Annotated in this window: 18 protein-coding genes; 8 read left to right on the top strand and 10 right to left on the bottom strand. The window is 61.7% G+C overall.

The window, feature by feature from the left end; all coding sequences use genetic code 11:
- Position 1: 1 nt before the first annotated feature.
- From GUY40_RS03430 to GUY40_RS03445, 4 genes are read right to left on the bottom strand one after another with little or no spacing between them, the layout of a single operon-like run.
- Positions 2-529 carry a pilus assembly protein PilP gene (locus GUY40_RS03430; RefSeq protein WP_166567541.1) on the bottom strand — a complete coding sequence of 176 codons (528 nt, stop codon included), beginning with the start codon at positions 527-529 and terminating at the stop codon, positions 2-4.
- Positions 526-1,164: a type 4a pilus biogenesis protein PilO gene (gene pilO, locus GUY40_RS03435; RefSeq protein ID WP_166567542.1), complete on the bottom strand. Its 639-nt coding sequence runs from the start codon at positions 1,162-1,164 to the stop codon at positions 526-528. Before pilO ends, GUY40_RS03430 begins: the two co-directional genes overlap by 4 nt.
- Positions 1,161-1,736: a PilN domain-containing protein gene (locus tag GUY40_RS03440; RefSeq protein ID WP_166567543.1), complete on the bottom strand. Its 576-nt coding sequence runs from the start codon at positions 1,734-1,736 to the stop codon at positions 1,161-1,163. Before GUY40_RS03440 ends, pilO begins: the two co-directional genes overlap by 4 nt.
- Positions 1,736-2,800, bottom strand: coding sequence for a pilus assembly protein PilM (locus tag GUY40_RS03445; RefSeq protein ID WP_166567544.1), 1,065 nt, complete (start codon positions 2,798-2,800; stop codon positions 1,736-1,738). Before GUY40_RS03445 ends, GUY40_RS03440 begins: the two co-directional genes overlap by 1 nt.
- 180 nt (positions 2,801-2,980) lie before the next feature.
- Between GUY40_RS03445 and GUY40_RS03450 the strand changes: the two genes are divergently transcribed.
- Complete coding sequence (locus tag GUY40_RS03450; protein WP_371924700.1) at positions 2,981-5,407, top strand: penicillin-binding protein 1A; 2,427 nt, start codon at positions 2,981-2,983, stop codon at positions 5,405-5,407.
- 68 nt (positions 5,408-5,475) lie between these two features.
- Here GUY40_RS03450 and rpoH read toward each other — a convergent pair whose 3' ends face one another.
- The 4 genes from rpoH to ftsY all read right to left on the bottom strand — a co-directional run bounded on the left by rpoH (position 5,476) and on the right by ftsY (position 9,609).
- On the bottom strand, positions 5,476-6,330 hold the full coding sequence (gene rpoH / locus GUY40_RS03455) for an RNA polymerase sigma factor RpoH (RefSeq protein ID WP_166567546.1): 855 nt from the start codon (positions 6,328-6,330) through the stop codon (positions 5,476-5,478).
- Positions 6,331-6,437: 107 nt separating this feature from the next.
- On the bottom strand, positions 6,438-7,463 hold the full coding sequence (gene ftsX, locus GUY40_RS03460; RefSeq protein WP_166567547.1) for a permease-like cell division protein FtsX: 1,026 nt from the start codon (positions 7,461-7,463) through the stop codon (positions 6,438-6,440).
- Positions 7,460-8,131 carry a cell division ATP-binding protein FtsE gene (gene ftsE / locus GUY40_RS03465; RefSeq protein ID WP_166567548.1) on the bottom strand — a complete coding sequence of 224 codons (672 nt, stop codon included), beginning with the start codon at positions 8,129-8,131 and terminating at the stop codon, positions 7,460-7,462. The genes ftsX and ftsE overlap by 4 nt, the downstream gene beginning before the upstream one ends.
- Positions 8,128-9,609: a signal recognition particle-docking protein FtsY gene (gene ftsY / locus GUY40_RS03470; protein ID WP_166567549.1), complete on the bottom strand. Its 1,482-nt coding sequence runs from the start codon at positions 9,607-9,609 to the stop codon at positions 8,128-8,130. The genes ftsE and ftsY overlap by 4 nt, the downstream gene beginning before the upstream one ends.
- Before the next feature lie 230 nt (positions 9,610-9,839).
- Between ftsY and GUY40_RS03475 the strand changes: the two genes are divergently transcribed.
- From GUY40_RS03475 to GUY40_RS03495, 5 genes are all read left to right on the top strand, one after another.
- A complete protein-coding gene (locus tag GUY40_RS03475) occupies positions 9,840-11,195 on the top strand; it encodes a pitrilysin family protein (RefSeq protein WP_166567550.1) in 1,356 nt (451 codons plus the stop codon).
- The gene (locus GUY40_RS03480; RefSeq protein WP_166567551.1) at positions 11,188-12,684 is read left to right on the top strand and encodes a pitrilysin family protein; all 1,497 of its coding nucleotides are present in this window, start codon (positions 11,188-11,190) and stop codon (positions 12,682-12,684) included. Before GUY40_RS03475 ends, GUY40_RS03480 begins: the two co-directional genes overlap by 8 nt.
- The gene (gene rsmD, locus GUY40_RS03485; protein WP_166567552.1) at positions 12,684-13,277 is read left to right on the top strand and encodes a 16S rRNA (guanine(966)-N(2))-methyltransferase RsmD; all 594 of its coding nucleotides are present in this window, start codon (positions 12,684-12,686) and stop codon (positions 13,275-13,277) included. Before GUY40_RS03480 ends, rsmD begins: the two co-directional genes overlap by 1 nt.
- Positions 13,278-13,388: 111 nt before the next feature.
- A complete protein-coding gene (locus GUY40_RS03490; protein WP_166567553.1) occupies positions 13,389-14,381 on the top strand; it encodes a hydrolase in 993 nt (330 codons plus the stop codon).
- Complete coding sequence (locus GUY40_RS03495) at positions 14,381-15,226, top strand: AraC family transcriptional regulator (RefSeq protein WP_166567554.1); 846 nt, start codon at positions 14,381-14,383, stop codon at positions 15,224-15,226. Before GUY40_RS03490 ends, GUY40_RS03495 begins: the two co-directional genes overlap by 1 nt.
- 3 nt (positions 15,227-15,229) lie before the next feature.
- On the opposite strand, the gene GUY40_RS03500 is transcribed toward GUY40_RS03495, so the two are convergent.
- Both GUY40_RS03500 and GUY40_RS03505 read right to left on the bottom strand, forming a co-directional pair.
- The gene (locus tag GUY40_RS03500; RefSeq protein WP_166567555.1) at positions 15,230-16,084 is read right to left on the bottom strand and encodes a sulfurtransferase; all 855 of its coding nucleotides are present in this window, start codon (positions 16,082-16,084) and stop codon (positions 15,230-15,232) included.
- 51 nt (positions 16,085-16,135) lie between these two features.
- Positions 16,136-16,807 carry a TetR/AcrR family transcriptional regulator gene (locus tag GUY40_RS03505; RefSeq protein ID WP_166567556.1) on the bottom strand — a complete coding sequence of 224 codons (672 nt, stop codon included), beginning with the start codon at positions 16,805-16,807 and terminating at the stop codon, positions 16,136-16,138.
- 325 nt (positions 16,808-17,132) lie between these two features.
- On the opposite strand from GUY40_RS03505, the gene coaD reads away from it, so the two are divergent.
- Both coaD and GUY40_RS03515 read left to right on the top strand, forming a co-directional pair.
- Positions 17,133-17,612 (top strand): pantetheine-phosphate adenylyltransferase, encoded by a 480-nt coding sequence (gene coaD / locus GUY40_RS03510; protein WP_166567557.1) that lies wholly within the window; start codon positions 17,133-17,135, stop codon positions 17,610-17,612.
- A 102-nt stretch (positions 17,613-17,714) separates the two neighbouring features.
- On the top strand, positions 17,715-17,966 hold the full coding sequence (locus GUY40_RS03515; protein WP_003176712.1) for a YfhL family 4Fe-4S dicluster ferredoxin: 252 nt from the start codon (positions 17,715-17,717) through the stop codon (positions 17,964-17,966).
- The last annotated feature ends 29 nt before the right edge of the window (positions 17,967-17,995 follow it).

Here is a 17,995-nt window from a genome sequence, read left to right on the forward strand (position 1 = left end):
TTTAAGAACGTTCCCTCAACAAAAGCGTGCGCGGCCGTTCCAGCCACCCGCCTTCACCATCTGGAACGATTTCGACGATGTCGACCTGCGAATCGCCTATCGCGACAATCCGACCATCACTACGCCCCAGAAAATCCCCCACTTTGACCCGATACACGCCGCCCGCGCCCTTCAACAGGGCGAAGCGCGATTTCGCATTGGCCAGGATCCCGACCATCTCGAATTGCTCGATATTGAAGCCTTCCAGAAACTGCTTGAGCCGGTTGGGGTCCGGCTGGACCTTGCGCAAGCCTTGCTGGCGCCTGGCCAGGTCGATTTTCACCGCTGGCTGGAACGGGCTGCGCAACCCTGAAGCTTCGTAGGTGAAGGCCTGATACGGGGTGAAACGCGGAATCGGTTCGATCACCCCGGTTGGCCGCGCGCGCGCCGCATCGGTAAAGGCCTTGAGGTCCGCGACATCATGTCCATCGCCACAACCGGCCAACGCCGCCAACAGCGTGGTCAGCCACATCCATGCAAACGGCCTCATGACTTTGGCCCCTGCTGCTTTGGCGCCTGCTCGTTGTAACGGTAGGTCTTGGCCAGGATGCTCATCCGCAGCCGGCCGGGGCTCTCGGGGCTGACCGGTTTGATCTCGAAGTCGTTGAGGGTGACGATGCGCGGCAAACCGGCCACGCCACTGACGAAGGTGCCCAGATCATGGTAGGAACCGGTGACGGTGATCTGGATCGGTAACTCGATGTAGAACGGCTGGGTCACTTCCGGCAGCAGCTTGATCTCCTCGAAATCCAGGCCGCTGCCCAGCCCCGTGCGGGTGATGTCTTCGAGCAGGCCTGGCACTTCGGTATCGCTGGGCAACTGGCGCAGCATGACCCCGAACGAGGCTTCCATTTCCTTCATCTGCTGGGTGTAGGCCTCAAGATTGGCCGCCTGGAACGCCTTGGTCGAGTACTGTTCCTTGAGCGTGGTTTCTTCGGCGCGCCCGGCTTGAAGCTGGTCTTCCATGTCCTTGAGGTAGATGTTGTAACCGAGCACCAGCACCAGCACCATCAGCAATACGCCAACCAGCCCACGTACCGCGGCTGGCCAGGCGCCAATATTGTTGACGTCCAGTTCGTTGAAATCGACCCGGCGCAAACTGTCGATCCATTGTTTGGGCTTCATGGGGCAGCTCCTTCAACCGGAGGCCGGCTCTGGCGAACCGTCAGCTGAAAGACGTTGGTCTGGCCGACCTGCGGTGTATCACCGCCAGTGGCGGCCTTGACCTCGTTCAGGCTCGGCGCTTCGAGCCAGGGTGAAGCGTCAAGGTTGCGCATCAGCTCGGAGACGCGGTTGTTGGTTTCGGCGGCACCGGCCACCGAGACTGTCTTGCCATCCATCTTGACGCTGGTGAAGTACACGCCGTCCGGCAAGGTCCGCGCCATCTGGTCGAATACACGGCCGATCACCGGCCGGTTGCCTTGCAGGTCCTGAATCACCCGCATGCGCTCGAATAACTGCTTGCGGCGCATTTTCAGCTCACTGATTTGCTTGATTCGCCCATCGAGCACGCCAATTTCCTTTTGCACATAATCGTTGCGCGCCGTCTGACGGTCGATCGCACTGCCAATGTACTGGCCGGCCAGCAGGATCGCACCAATACCTGTAACCAGCACCCCGGCCATCGCGACCAGAAAACGTTGCTTGCGCTCTTCACGCAGCTGCTCGCGCCACGGCAGCAGGTTGATCCTTGCCATCAGTCAAAGCTCCTCAACGCCAGACCACAGGCAATCATCAGCGCCGGCGCATCACTGGCCAGCGCACCGGCGTTGACCTTGCTGCTCAGGGCCATGCCGGCAAAGGGGTTGGCCACCTGCGTCGGAGTATTCAGGCGCTGCTGGATAAGACTGTCCAGGCCCGCGACCGAAGCGGTACCACCCGCGAGCACGATGTGGTCGACCGCATTAAACTGACCGGCGGCAAAAAAGAACTGCAGCGAGCGTGAGACCTGCTGCACAACGGCCTCCTTGAACGGCTGCAATACCTCGCCCTGGTAGTCATCCGGCAAACCGCCCTGCTTCTTGGCAAGGCTCGCCTCGTCGACCGGCAGCCCGTAGCGACGCTGGATTTCTTCGGTTAGCTGACGGCCGCCGAACAATTGTTCGCGGGTGTAAATGATCTTGCCGTTGTGCAGCACGCTCAGGGTGGTCATGGTCGCCCCGATGTCTACCACCGCGACTGTCAGCGGCCCGTGCCCATCGACCAGGTGCTCGGTCAGCAGCGAGAACGCGCGTTCCAGCGCGTAGGCCTCGACATCGACCACCTTGGCGGTGAGCCCGGCCAGCGCCAACGCCGCCTCGCGCACCTCGACGTTCTCTTTGCGGCAGGCCGCCAGCAGGACGTTGACCCGCTCTGGATTGCGCGGCGAAGGGCCCTGGACCTCGAAGTCGATGGCGACTTCTTCCAGCGGATAGGGGATGTATTGGTCCGCTTCGATCTTGAGCAGGGTTTCGAGCTCGTCGTCGGAAAGCCCGGCATCCATTTCGATGGTTTTGGTGATCACCGCGGAGCCGGCCACCGCTACAGCGGCGCTCTTGGCGCCAGAGCGGGCTTTTATCAGCACGCGACTGAGCGCTTGGCCGACCCCTTCGAGTTCGGCAATGTTCTTTTCGACCACCGCATTGACCGGCAACGGTTCGACCGCATAGGCCTCGACCCGGTAGCGGTTACCGGAACGGCTGAGCTCCAAGAGTTTCACTGAGGTGGAACTGATATCGATCCCTAGCAACGAATTGGCTTTCTTGCCGAAAAATCCGAGCACGCCAAGCTCCTTGATTATCCGTTCACACGGATCGTTTATAGTCCAGGGCAGTCATAGGCCGTCTTGACAGGGGCGCAAATACGCTTGGGGTCAAAAAATGCTTATAATGCCCAACGATTCTCCTTGTCGCCGGCCCTTGCGCTTTAACCCATTCTTTTTTCTGGAAATCCAAAAGCCTTGATACGCCTGCTGAAGTTTTTCTGGTGGTCTTTCCTCGCCGTTTTCTGCGGGCTGCTGCTCGGTTTGAGCGGTGCCTTTCTCTATCTTAGCCCCGGCTTGCCCTCTGTAGAGTCGCTAAAAAGCATTCAGTTGCAGATTCCCTTGAGGGTCTATAGCAATGACGGGAAGCTGATTGCAGAGTTTGGTGAAATGCGCCGCTCGCCAATCCGCTATGCCGACATCCCGCCGCACTTCATCCAGGCCTTGCTGGCCGCCGAGGACGACAACTTCCTCAACCACTACGGGGTAGACCCAAGCAGCCTGATGCGCGCCGCCACGCAGCTGCTCAAGAGCGGTCATATCCAGACCGGTGGCAGCACGATCACCATGCAGGTGGCGAAAAACTTCTTCCTGACCAGCGAACGCAGCTTCTCGCGCAAGACCAACGAAATCCTCCTGGCCCTGCAGATCGAGCGCGAACTGACCAAGGACGAGATCCTCGAACTTTATGTAAACAAGATTTACCTCGGCAACCGTGCCTACGGTATCGAAGCGGCTGCGCAGGTGTACTACGGCAAATCGATTCGTGATGTCAGCCTGGCGCAAATGGCCATGATTGCCGGCCTGCCCAAGGCCCCGTCGCGCTTCAACCCGCTGGCCAACCCGGTGCGCAGCAAAGAGCGCCGCGACTGGATCCTGGGCCGCATGTTCAAGCTGGGCAAGATCGACGAGGCCAGCTACCAGGCGGCCCTGGCCGAACCTATCAATGCCAGCTATCACGTGCCGACACCTGAAGTGAACGCGCCGTATATCGCCGAGATGGCGCGGGCCGAGATGGTCGGCCGCTACGGCAGCGATGCATATACCGAAGGCTTTCGCGTTACCACGACAGTGCCGAGCAACCTGCAGGACATCGCCAATGCAGCGGTACTCGAAGGGTTGCTCACATACGACCAGCGGCACGGCTATCGTGGCCCTGAAGCTCGCCTGCCGGGTAAAACCCGCGACGCCTGGAGCCTGGATCTGTCCAAGCAACGCTCATTGGGCGGTATTGCGCCTGCAATCGTTACCCAGGTCGACAAGAGCGGCTTGCGCGTCCTGACCCGCAGCGGCGAAGAACACGTGGCCTGGGAAACCATGAAATGGGCCCGCCCATTCCTCAATACCAACAGCCAGGGCCGCGCACCGGCGCAGCCGTCTGACGTGGCGCAGGTCGGTGATCTGATTCGCGTGCAGCGCCAGGCCGACGGCAGCTTGAAATTCAGCCAGGTCCCGACCGTGCAAAGCGCGCTGGTTTCGCTGGACCCGAATTCCGGCGCCATCAAGGCACTGGTCGGCGGCTTTGCCTTCGAGCAAAGCAATTACAACCGCGCCATGCAGGCCAAACGCCAGCCAGGTTCGAGCTTCAAGCCGTTCATCTACAGCGCCGCACTGGATCATGGCTTTACCGCCTCCAGCCTGGTCAACGATGCCCCGATCGTGTTCGTCGACGAGTACCTGGACAAGGTCTGGCGGCCGAAGAACGACACCAACACCTTCCTCGGCCCGATTCGTCTGCGCGAAGCGCTGTACAAGTCGCGCAACCTGGTCTCGATTCGCCTGCTGCAAAGCCTGGGCGTCGACAGCACCATCGACTACATCGCCAAATTCGGCTTCAACAAGCAGGACCTGCCGCGCAACCTGTCGCTGGCCTTGGGCACCGCCACCCTGACGCCGATGGAAATCGCCACGGGCTGGAGCACCTTTGCCAACGGCGGCTACAAGATCTCCCCCTACCTGATCGATCGCATCGAAAGCCGAAATGGCGACACCCTGTTTGTCGCCAACCCGGCGCGGGTACCGATGGCAGAATCAGCGCCAGGCATCGCAGCGCCTGCGCAAGCCGGTATCGTCACCGACAGCAACCCGGCCGCCTACCTGGCAGCCCCCCAGGCCTCGGCCGTGGCTGAGCGCATCATCGACGGGCGCACAACCTACATTCTCAACAGCATGCTGCAGGATGTGATCAAGCGCGGCACCGGGCGCCGGGCGCTGGCCTTGAATCGGCCGGACATCGCGGGCAAGACCGGTACCACCAACGAATCGAAGGACGCCTGGTTTTCCGGTTACAACGCTGACTACATGACTACCGTCTGGACCGGCTTCGACCAGCCGGAAACCCTGGGGCGCCGCGAGTTTGGCGGCACGGTCGCGCTGCCGATCTGGATGACTTACATGGGCGCTGCACTCAAGGACAAGCCACCGCACACCCAGCAAGAGCCTGAAGGCATGCTGAGCCTGCGGGTAGACCCGATCAGCGGCCGAGCGGCCACACCGGGCACTCCGAATGCGTACTTCGAGCTGTTCAAGGCCGAGGATTCGCCACCGTCGGTGAATGAGCTGGGTAACGGCAGCACGCCAGGCAGCCCGTTGCCAGCGGATGAATCGGCGCCGATTGATCTGTTCTAAACCGCAAATCCCCCACCCACAAAAAAGCCCCGGCTTCAGGCCGGGGCTTTTTTGTTTCTACTGCAAACTCAGGCCGCGATCGAGGCCTTGAGCTTGTTCATGGCATTCTTTTCCAACTGCCGGATACGCTCGGCCGATACGTTGTACTTCTCGGCCAGGTCATGCAGCGTGGCTTTCTCTTCTGCCAGCCAGCGCTGGTAGAGAATGTCACGACTACGGTCATCCAGCACTTCCAGCGCTTCGTGCAGGTTGCTGTTGGAGTTGTCGCTCCAGTCGGCTTCCTCCAGTTGGCGCGCCGGGTCGTACCGGTGGTCTTCCAGGTAGTTGGCCGGTGACTGGAAGGCGCTGTCGTCGTCGGCTTCGGCAGCCGGGTCGAAGGCCATGTCCTGGCCGGTCAGTCGACTTTCCATCTCCCGCACTTCACGAGGCTCTACGCCAAGGCTTTCGGCCACGCGATGGACTTCGTCATTGTTCAGCCAGGCCAGACGCTTCTTCTGGCTGCGCAGGTTGAAGAACAACTTGCGCTGGGCCTTGGTGGTCGCGACCTTGACGATGCGCCAGTTGCGCAGAATGAATTCGTGGATCTCAGCCTTGATCCAGTGCACGGCAAAGGACACCAGGCGCACACCCATTTCCGGGTTGAAGCGTTTTACCGCCTTCATCAGGCCCACGTTGCCTTCCTGGATCAGGTCAGACTGGGCCAGGCCGTAGCCGGAATAGCTACGGGCGATATGTACGACAAAGCGCAGATGGGCGAGGACCATTTGCCGAGCCGCCTCAAGATTCTGCTCATAGTAGAGACTCTCGGCCAGTTCACGCTCCTGCTCCGGGGTCAGCAACGGAATGCTGTTCACCGTGTGCACGTAGGCCTCCAGGTTCGCACCCGGGACCAAGGCATATGCAGGCTGCAACGAAGTGGTCATACGAAAAAACCTCCGACTCACAAGATGTGTGCCTAAAGACACAGCCACATTGACCGGAAACCGAAAAAGAAGTTCCTAACCCACAAGTCAATGATGGCAAAAAAACACTACCGCGGTGCGAGCTCACTTAAATGACGGGCCACCGCAATCCATGCACCGATATACCCTAACAACACCGCACCAAGCAAGAGCGATAGACCATCGGCTACTGGTACGCCGGCCAACGAGAAATTGCTGCCATAAAGCCCGGCCAGGTCGACAACCGCATCGTTGAGCCAGTCCAGGCCAAAAGCCAGGACACCCCAGGAAAGCACGCCTGCGCCCAGCCCATAGAGTGCGCCCATGTACAGAAACGGCCTGCGCACATAGCTGTCAGTACCGCCCACCAACTTGATCACTTCGATCTCGGTACGGCGGTTTTCGATGTGCAGGCGAATTGTGTTACCAATTACGAGCAAGAGCGCTGAAACGAGCAAAACGGTCAGGCCGAAGACGAAGCGATCACCCAGCTTCAGGATGGCTGCCAACCGCTCGACCCACACCAGGTCCAATTGTGCCTGTTGCACTTTGGGCAGCTCCGACAGGCGCTGGCGCAAGGCCTCCAGTGCAGCCTTGTCGACTTCCAGCGGGGTGACCACGATGACGCCCGGCAGCGGGTTGTCCGGCAACTCACGCAGGGCATCACCCAGCCCGGACTGCTTCTGGAATTCGCTCAGGGCTTGATCGCGGCTGATATATTCCGCCTCCCCCACACCGCCCAGTTCCTTGATCTTCTCCCGCAGGGCTTCGCCGTCTTGATTGCCGGCATCCATCTGCAGGTACAACGAAATCTGCGCGGCGCGCTGCCAGGAGCCGCCCAGGCGCTCGACATTGTTGAGCAGCAGCGACAAGCCCATCGGCAGGCTCAGCGCAATGGCCATCACCAGGCAGGTAAAGAAGCTGCCGATCGGCTGCTTGCCCAGTCGGCGCAAGCTGTCGAGCAGGCTGGAACGGTGGCTCTCCAGCCAGGCGTTCAGCAGCGTAGCGAAATCCGGGCCGTCTTCGTCGTCACGCGGCTTCTTTTTCGACGGCAAGGGGTCAGCGGCTTTTGGCGCAACTCGCTCGGACACCTTGGGACTACGTGTAGCACTCATTGACTGGCCTCCCCGTCGCCGATCAAACGGCCGCGCTGCAGCGTCAGCATGCGATGGCGCATCCGCGCGATCAGGGCCAGGTCGTGGCTGGCGATCAGTACGCTGGTGCCCAGGCGGTTGATATCTTCGAATACACCCATGATTTCCGCGGCCAGGCGCGGGTCGAGGTTACCGGTCGGTTCATCCGCCAGCAGCAAGGCCGGGCGGTGAACGATGGCGCGGGCAATGCCCACGCGCTGCTGCTGACCGGTGGACAGGTCGCCAGGGTAGAGATCGGCCTTCTCGGACAAGGCCACGCGCTCAAGGGCCGAATCCACCCGCTTGGCGACTTCGACCTTGGACAGCCCGAGGATCTGAAGGGGTAACGCGACGTTGTTGAAAACCGTGCGGTCAAACAACAGCTGATGGTTCTGGAACACAACGCCGATCTGGCGACGCAGGAACGGGATCTGCGCGGTACTGATCTGCCCCAGGTCCTGCCCGGCCAGCAGCAGCTTGCCGGAGGTCGGGCGTTCCATCGCCAGCAGAAGGCGCAACAGGGTGCTTTTACCGGCACCAGAATGGCCGGTGACGAACAGGAATTCGCCGCGTCGTACTCGAAAGCTCAGCTCATGCAGGCCGACGTGACCGTTCGGATAGCGTTTACCGACCTGTTCGAAACGAATCATGTACGCTCCCGTTCGGCAAACAATGCCTGGACAAAGGACTCGGCTTCAAAGGTACGAAGGTCGTCGATGCTTTCACCTACACCAATGTAGCGGATCGGCAGCCCGAACTGCTTGGCCAGCGCGAAAATCACCCCACCCTTGGCGGTACCGTCGAGCTTGGTCAGGGCCAGGCCGGTCAAAGCGACGGTCTGGTTGAACTGTTTGCACTGGTTGATCGCGTTCTGGCCGGTACCGGCGTCGAGCACCAGCAGCACTTCGTGCGGCGCGTCGGCGTCGAGCTTGCCGATGACGCGGCGAACCTTTTTCAGCTCTTCCATCAAGTTGTCTTTGGTGTGCAGGCGACCGGCGGTATCGGCGATCAACACGTCGATGCCACGGGCCTTGGCAGCCTGCACCGCATCAAAGATCACTGACGCCGAATCGGCACCGGTGTGTTGGGCAATCACCGGAATCTGGTTGCGCTCACCCCAGACCTGCAGCTGTTCGACCGCGGCGGCGCGGAAGGTGTCACCGGCAGCGAGCATGACTTTCTTGCCTTCAAGCTGCAGCTTTTTCGCCAGTTTGCCGATGGTAGTGGTCTTGCCGGCGCCATTGACGCCCACGACCAGAATCACGAACGGCTTGTTCTCGGACTTGATCTGCAACGGCTGCTCGACCGGGGCAAGCATCGCGGCCAGCTCGCCTTGCAACGACTTGTACAGCGCATCGGCGTCGGCCAGCTGCTTGCGCGCCACTTTCTGGGTCAGGCTCTGGACGATCACCGAGGTGGCCTCGACGCCGACGTCGGCGGTCAGCAGGCGGGTTTCGATCTCGTCGAGCAAGTCATCATCGATGACCTTCTTGCCCATGAACAGGCTGGCCATGCCTTCGCCGATGCTGGCACTGGTCTTCGACAAGCCTTGCTTGAGGCGGGCAAAGAAGCCGATCTTGGCTTCTTCGGTTCGAACCGGTTCCGCCACGGCCGGGGCTGGCGGCTCGACGGGAGCCGGTGCGGTGGCAACCACCGGGGCCACCGGTGCGGGTGCGGGTGCGGGTACCGCAGGCTCAACGGCCACGGCCGCTGGAGCTGGAGCTGGAGCTGGAGCTGGAGCTGGCGCCTCGATGATCGGCGCCGGGGCTACTGCCACTGGAATGACCGGAGGTTCATCGGGCTGCAGGTCAGGCACCAACGCCACCGGCTCTTCAGGGACCGGCAGTACCAACCCGGCCGGCTGCGCCGACGGCGTAGCGGCAATCGATGCGGGCTGCGGGGCGACCTCGACCGGCGCCTGCACAGGCGCCGGGGCAGGCCCGACCGCGTCTACAATGGGTGCCGGCGCCTCGACAGGCAGCTCTGCAGCCGGTGCAGGCGCTTGGGGCGCAGGGGTTGGCGGCTGTTCGGCAACCGGTTGCTGGGGCTTTTTACGAAACCAGCCGAACAGGCCTTTCTTTTCTTCGGCCGGGGCCGGGGTCTTTTTGTCGTCGTTGGAACCAAACATGGAAGACGGCTATCTCAAGGTAGCGATGCGCCAGGCGGCGCGTCGGAAAAAATTCTAATACGCAGGAACAGACTATTTTTAATCCGGCTCGTTCATGCGCAACATTTTGTCGAGAGACCTGAGGGGATCTCTACATCCAGGCATGGTCGCCAGTTCACCGGGCCAGTATCCTAGCACCTCCTCGCCCGCCGACGCTAAACCCGCGGGCAGTCCTGAAGGTTTGAAAACGAATGAATGCTCTAGCCCGCCGCGCCGCTGGCCTGCTGCTCAGCACATTTTGCCTGCCGCTTGCCGCTTTTGCCGCCGATCCGCAGCCAACCCACGAATTCATCCTCGATAACGGCCTCAAGGTCGTGGTGCGCGAAGACCACCGCGCCCCGGTGGTGGTTTCCCAGGTCTGGTACAAGGTCGGCTCCAGCTACGAATCGCCAGGCCAGACCGGCCTGTCCCACGCACTGGAACACATGATGTTCAAGGGCAGTGAAAAAATCGGACCAGGGGAAGCCTCGCGTATCCTGCGCGACCTGGGCGCCGAGGAAAACGCCTTCACCAGCGACGACTACACCGCTTACTACCAGGTACTGGCCCGCGACCGCCTGGCCGTGGCCATGGAGCTTGAAGCCGACCGCATGGCCAGCCTGCGCCTGCCGGCCGACGAGTTCAGCCGCGAAATCGAAGTCATCAAGGAAGAGCGCCGCCTGCGCACCGACGACAACCCGAACGCCAAGGCCTTCGAGCTGTTCAAGGCCATGGCCTACCCGGCCAGCGGCTACCACACCCCGACCATTGGCTGGATGGCCGACCTGGACCGCATGCAGGTCGAAGAGCTGCGCCATTGGTACCAGTCCTGGTATGTGCCGAACAATGCCACCCTCGTCGTGGTCGGTGATGTGAAACCCGATGAAGTGAAGGTCATGGCCCAGCGCTACTTCGGTGCCATTGCCAAGCGCCCGATCCCGCCCACCAAGTTGCCGCTGGAACTGGCCGAGCCTGGCCTGCGCCAGCTGACCCTGCACGTGCGCACCCAGTTGCCGAACGTGATCTACGGCTTCAACGTGCCCAGCCTTGCCACTGCGAAGGACCCGCGCACCGTTCACACCCTGCGCCTGATCGACGCCTTGCTCGACGGTGGCTACAGCGCGCGCATGTCCACCCGCCTGGAGCGCGGCCAGGAGCTGGTCTCCGGCGCCTCGTCGAGTTACAACCCGTTCACCCGTGGCGACAGTCTGTTCATGTTGTCGGCCACCCCGAACACGCAGAAGAACAAATCCCTGGATGACGTCGAGAAAGGCTTCTGGCAATTGCTCGATGAACTGAAGAAAACCCCGCCAACCGCTGAAGAACTGGAGCGCGTGCGCGCCCAGGTCATTGCCGGGCTGGTCTACGACCGCGACTCGATCAGCAGCCAGGCCACTACCATCGGCCAGCTGGAAACCGTCGGCCTGTCGTGGAAACTCATCGACAGCGAACTGGATGAACTGAAAAGCGTGACCCCGGCCGACATCCAGAAGGCCGCCCGCACCTATTTCAGCCGCGAACGCCTGAGCGTCGCCCACGTCTTGCCAGAGGAAACAGCGCATGAGTAAGCGCACACTGCCCCGCTACGCCCTGCCCGGGCTGGGCATCGTTCTGGCGCTGGTACTGGCCGGCGTGTTCATCACCCGCCCGGTCCAGTCCGACAATGCCGCGCAACCGGCTGCAGCGGCCGCCAAACCGGCCAACACCTTGCAGTCGCTGGCCGAGCTCGATGGCAAGGCGCCTAGCCGTCGCCACCTGGAAATCCAGACCTGGAATACCGCCGAAGGCGCCAAGGTGCTGTTCGTCGAAGCCCACGAGCTGCCGATGTTCGACCTGCGCCTGACCTTCGCCGCCGGCAGCAGCCAGGACCAGGGCGCCCCCGGCCTGGCCACGCTGACCAACGCCATGCTCAATGAAGGCGTGGCCGGCAAAGACGTCAGCGCCATCGCTGAAGGCTTCGAAGGCCTGGGTGCCGATTTTGGCAACGGCGCCTACCGCGATATGGCGGTTGCCTCGCTGCGCAGCCTGAGTGCGGCCGACAAGCGCGAACCCGCCCTGAACCTGTTTGCCGAGGTCGTCGGCAAGCCGACCTTCCCGGCCGATTCGCTGGACCGGATCAAAAACCAGCTGCTGGCCGGCTTCGAGTATCAGAAGCAGAACCCTGGCAAGCTGGCCGGTCTTGAGCTGTTCAAGCGGTTGTACGGCGAGCATCCGTACGCGCATTCCAGCGATGGCGATGCAACCAGCATTCCCGGCATCACCCTGGCCCAGCTCCAGGCCTTCCATCAGCGCGCTTATGCTGCGGGCAACGTGGTGATCGCCATGGTCGGTGACTTGTCTCGCGACGAGGCCCAGGCCATTGCCGCCAAGGTATCTGCCGCGCTACCCAAGGGCCCGGCGCTGGCGAAAATCGCCCAGCCGGAAGAACCCAAGCCTGGCCCGAGCCATATCGACTTCCCGTCCAAGCAGACGCACCTGATGCTTGCGCAGCTGGGCATCGACCGCCAGGATCCGGACTACGCGGCACTGTCGCTGGGTAACCAGATCCTGGGCGGTGGCAGTTTCGGCACTCGCCTGATGAGCGAAGTGCGGGAAAAACGCGGCCTGGCTTATGGCGTCTACTCGAATTTCAGCCCAATGCAGGCGCGTGGCCCGTTCATGATCAACCTGCAAACCCGCGCCGAACTCAGCGAAGGCACCCTGCAGCTGGTGCAGGACCTGCTACGCGACTACCTCAAAAGCGGCCCGACCCAGCAGGAGCTGAACGATGCCAAGCGTGAGCTGGCCGGCAGCTTCCCGCTCACCACCGCCAGCAACTCCAGCATCGTTGGCCAGCTGGGCTCCATCGGCTTCTACAACCTGCCACTCACCTTCCTGGAAGACTTCATGGAGCAATCCCAGGCGCTGACCACCGAGCAGGTTCGTACTGCTCTCAACAAACACCTGACGGCCGACAAGATGGTCGTCGTCACGGCGGGCCCGCAGGTGCCGCAAAAGCCACTGCCGCCACCGACTGAAAAACCCGCCGACCAACCACTCGGCGTACCGGAGCACTAATGGCAAGCCCCTCTGCAAAATCGAACAAGGCCCACGGCGGCCTGGGCCAGCTGCGTATCATCGGCGGCGAGTGGCGCAGCCGGCGCCTGAGCTTCCCCGATGGCCCGGGCTTGCGCCCAACGCCGGATCGGGTTCGGGAAACCCTGTTCAACTGGCTGGCCGCACACATCGAAGGCGCCAAGGTACTGGACGTTTTTGCCGGCAGTGGCGCGCTGTATCTGGAGGCTCTGTCCCGCGGTGCCGCCTCGGCGCTGGCACTGGACAACAACCCGGCCGCGGTCAGCAGCCTGCGGCAAAACCTCGAGATCCTGCGCTGCAGCAATGGCCAGGTCCAGCAAGCCGACGCCCTGCGCTACTTGCAGGCGCCGGCCAGCGTTGCCTATGACGTGGTGTTTCTCGACCCGCCCTTCCACCAGAACTTGCTGACCGACGCCTGCAACCTGCTCGAACAGCAGCAATGGCTGGCGGCGGACGCCTGGGTCTACACTGAGAGCGAGACTGTTCCTTCGACCTTGCCGATGCCCGCCAACTGGCGCCTGCACCGGGAGAAAAAAGCCGGCCAGGTGTATTACGCGCTATGGAAACGCGACTGAGATCGCACCACTGAATGTGCCAAGCCACAGGGCATATTGCACAGTAAAGGGGCATACAGGGACGCGACCTTGTGGCAACGTATCAACGCTGCCAGAGGATTCATCGTGTCCATGCCCCCGTCTCCCCACTCTTTCCGCCCGGCCCTGGGCCTCGCCAACCCCCATCTGCAAACCCTCTGGGGGCCACTGTGGCGCAAGATACCCAGCCTTGAGCGTCATCGCGAACGCCTGTGGCTGGCCGATGGCGATTTTCTTGACCTGGACTGGCATGGTCCGCACCAGATCGACGCGCCGTTGGTACTGGTGCTGCACGGCTTGACCGGCTCCTCCTCCTCACCTTATGTGCTCGGCTTGCAGCAGGCACTGGCTCATCGCGGCTGGGCCAGTGCGGCGGTGAACTGGCGCGGCTGTTCAGGTGAGCCAAACCTGTTGCCGCGCAGCTATCACTCCGGCGCCAGCGAAGACCTGGCAGCCACCATCGCCCACGTCCGTGCCCAGCGACCGCAGGCTCCCCTGTATGCGGTGGGTTACTCACTGGGTGGCAATATACTGCTCAAGCACCTGGGGGAAAGCGGCTCGAACAGCCAGTTGCAGGGCGCCGTCGCGGTGTCGGTGCCGTTCCGGCTGGATCAATGTGCCGACCGCATCGCAATGGGCTTCTCGCGGTTCTATCAGGCGCATTTCATCCGCGCCATGATGGCGTACCTCAAAGACAAGCAAAAACGCTTTGCGCATGAAGGGCATAAGGACGGCCTGGCAGCCATTGACCGTCTCGGCCCGTTGACCAATCTCAAGACGTTCTGGGATTTTGACGGGCGCGTCACCGCGCCGCTGAACGGCTTCCGTGATGCCCATGACTATTACAAACGCGCCTCCAGCCGTTATTTTCTCGGCGAAAACAAGACGCCAACCCTGATCATTCATGCCAAGGACGACCCGTTCGTGTTTCCCCACAGCTTGCCCACCGCCAACGAGCTTACGCCCAGCACCACACTGGAGGTGCACGCACGGGGCGGTCACGTCGGCTTTGTCGACGGCTCATTGAAAAACCCCGGCTATTACCTTGAACGGCGCATCCCCCAGTGGCTTGAGGCAGGTCACTGATGGCGACTGCTGAACGCGAGTCGGTCAGGTTCTGGCAGGCGCCGCCGCTCGACGGCGTCGAGTTGCTGGCTGCCCGCTATATTGACCAGCGTTTCGTGCCGCATATGCATGAGGGCTATGTGATTGGCATGATCATCGGCGGCGCCCAACGTTACCGCTATCGCGGTGCGGACCATCTGGCACCCACCGGCACCCTGGTGCTGATCAACCCTGAAGAAGTGCACACCGGCCACAAGGGCCACGAGGCAGGCTGGCTGTATCGGGCGTTTTATCCCGAGAACTGGCGTATCAACAGCCTGCTGGAAGAGCTTGAGTTACCGACGCACGAGCGCCCCGCCTTTGGCGCGACGCTGTACCGCGACCCGGACCTGGTCAACGGCTTTTACCAGCTCCACCGCCTGCTCGAAAGCCCGGCCACAGCCCTGGAACAGCAGACCCAATGGCGGGAGATGATGCTGGCCTTGTTGCATCGCCATGCCAAGGTGAGTGCACCGTCAGAACCTGGCCGCGAACCCCAGGCCGTGGCACGGGCCAAGGAGTTGATGCAGGCACAATTGGCCGAGCCGCCGTCGCTGGAGCAATTGGCGAGTGCCGTGAACCTGTCACCTTTTCATTTCGCCCGGGTATTTCGCCGCGCCACCGGCATGCCGCCACACGGTTGGCTGATGCAGCAGCGTATCGCCCATGCACGCGGGTTGTTGGGGCAAGGATGTTTGCCACTGGAAGTGGCGACGCGATTGGGGTTTGCCGACCAGAGTCATCTGAATCGGCAGTTCAAGAAGGTGTATGGGGTGAGCCCGGGGGTTTATCGGGAGGCCAATGTGCAACCGCGACCCTCACCCTAACCCTCAATCCCCCTTGGCCACCCCACGCGATGAATCGGTGATCCACTCGCTCCACGACCCCGCATACAGCGGCGCCAGCGGATACCCCGCCAGGCACAAGGCAAACAGGTTGTGACAGGCCGTCACCCCTGACCCGCAATACGCCACCAGATCCTCTGCCGAACGCTCGCCCAGGGCATCAGCAAACCGCTGCTTGAGCTCGGCGGCCGACAAGAACCGCCCATCCGCGCCCAGGTTGTCGGTAAACGCCGCGCATTGCGCGCCAGGAATATGCCCGGCCACCGGGTCGATCGGCTCGACCTCACCGCGAAAGCGTGGCTGGCCACGAGCATCGAGCAGGGTCAGTTCAGGCTGGCCCAGCCGCTTCTGCAATTGCTGGGCAGACACCACCAGCGCCGAGTCCGGCTTGCCACTGAAGTGTCCAACCTTGCTTGGTGGCGCATCCAGGCTCAAGGGCAGCCCGGCTGCGTGCCAGGCCTTGAGGCCGCCGTCGAGCAGGTAAACACCGTCGCGCTTGCCCAGCCAGGCCAACAACCACCAGGCACGAGCGGCAAAGGCGCCAGGGCCGTCGTCATACAGCACCACTTCACTGCTGTTGTCGATGCCCCAGGCCTGCAGGCGCTCGATCAGATGCCCCGGCACCGGCAGCGGATGCCGCCCGGTCACGCCCTTGACCACCGGGCCGCTGAGGTCGCGTTCAAGGTCGGCAAAATGCGCGTTGGCAATGTGGCCCTCCGCATAGCTGCGCTGGCCGTAATCGACATCTTCCAGGGCAAAACGACAATCGAGAATAACCAACCCCGGCTGCTCCAGACGAGCGGCCAGTTGTTGGGGACTGATCAGTTGCGCAATGGGCATGGCAGGCTCCAGTTCAAGTGACATTCGATGAACGCTGAATCTTCAGGACCGTCAGCCTTGCTGCTCCAGGGCCTGGTTCAGCGGGACGCAAAACTCTTCACATAAAGCGTTGACCGCGGCCCGGGCCTGCGGTGTGACGAAACCCAGTTCCAGCATCAACACCTGATAGACCCCACGCTTGAAGGCTTCTTCGCTCAGGAATGCGGAATTTTCCCGCGTGGTGCAGAGAAACCGCACCCATGAGGTGAGGATGATCCAGGCATTGAGGGTCAGCGACTCGATCTGCACGGCATCCATCTGGAGAATGCCGGCGTCGACAAAGCCGCGGTAGATGGCCTGCCCCTGAATCAGGCAGCGCTGGGAAAAGCGCCGGTAGCGCTCAGCCAGTTCCGGGTCGCTGTCGAGCAGGTGCTCGAGGTCGCGGTGCAGGAACCGATAGTTCCACATCGCCGCCAGCAACTCCTTGAGGTAGAAGCGCTTGTCATCGACCGTCGCGGCCCGCCCTTGAGGTGGGCGCAGAAAACCGTCCACCAACTGTTCATACTCGGTGAACAGCAGCGCGATAATCGCCTGCTTGTTGGCGAAGTGGTAATAGAGATTGCCGGGCGAAATCTCCATGTGCGCCGCGATGTGGTTGGTACTGATGCTGCGCTCGCCCTGCTGGTTAAACAGTTCGAGGCTGTGCTGCACAATGCGCTCGCGGGTCTTTATTCGCGGGGCCATGACCGATTCCAGAACATGAACTTGATTTTGTTTCTCCATCTTACGGTTTATCACCCGGCGGATGTAAACCGCTGTTTGCGCAAATTCATGCTGCGCGGCGATTGTTAGAGTATAGGCTCTATAAATTCCTCCTCCCCTGTCGTCGGTTCATTCGCTGAGCGGGCACGAGACCATGCCCCCCAACCGCTCGCCCAGCGGTGGCGAGGCCTTTGCCAAGCGCCCCGGATGCTGTCTATAGTGCGTTTTGCCTGCTCTGCCGACTTGGCCGACCGCCAAGGCTGCGATACCATCCGAATCCCCAACGGACTCCCGCCAGGACGACGCGATGAACCGAGTGTTGTACCCAGGTACCTTCGACCCTATTACCAGGGGCCATGGCGATCTGGTCGAGCGCGCCTCTCGGCTGTTCGACCATGTGATCATTGCCGTGGCTGCCAGCCCCAAGAAAAACCCGTTGTTCCCCCTGGAACAGCGTGTTGAGCTGGCCCGCGAAGTGACCAAGCACCTGCCCAATGTCGAAGTGGTCGGCTTTGCGTCGCTGCTCGCGAATTTCGCCAAGGAGCAGAATGCCAATATCTTTCTGCGCGGCCTGCGTGCTGTCTCCGACTTCGAATATGAATTCCAGCTGGCCAACATGAACCGGCAATTGGCGCCCGAAGTCGAAAGCCTGTTCCTGACGCCTTCGGAACGTTATTCCTACATTTCCTCGACGCTGGTCCGGGAAATCGCCGCGCTAGGCGGCGATATCGCCAAGTTCGTCCACCCGATCGTCGCCGAAGCGCTCTCCCAGCGATTCAAGAAGTGATGATGTGAAAACCGCGCCCGCGTGCACTGCGGGCGTTAATGCGGCACAATTACGCCCATTGGTTTTCATATGCCGGGGTCGACAGTCCCGGCCGGAGTCCCCATGTCCCTGATCATTACCGACGATTGCATCAACTGCGACGTCTGCGAACCTGAGTGCCCGAACGCCGCTATCTCCCAGGGCGAAGAGATCTACGTGATCGACCCCAACCTGTGCACCCAGTGCGTGGGCCACTATGACGAGCCGCAGTGCCAGCAGGTCTGCCCGGTCGACTGCATCCCGCTGGATGAAGCCCACCCGGAAACCCAAGAACAGCTGATGGAAAAATACCGCAAGATCACCGGTAAAGCCTGACCCCTGTAGGAGCAGAGCTCGCTCGCGAG

This window comes from Pseudomonas sp. R5(2019) (assembly GCF_009905435.1).
Classification (GTDB): Bacteria; Pseudomonadota; Gammaproteobacteria; order Pseudomonadales; family Pseudomonadaceae; genus Aquipseudomonas.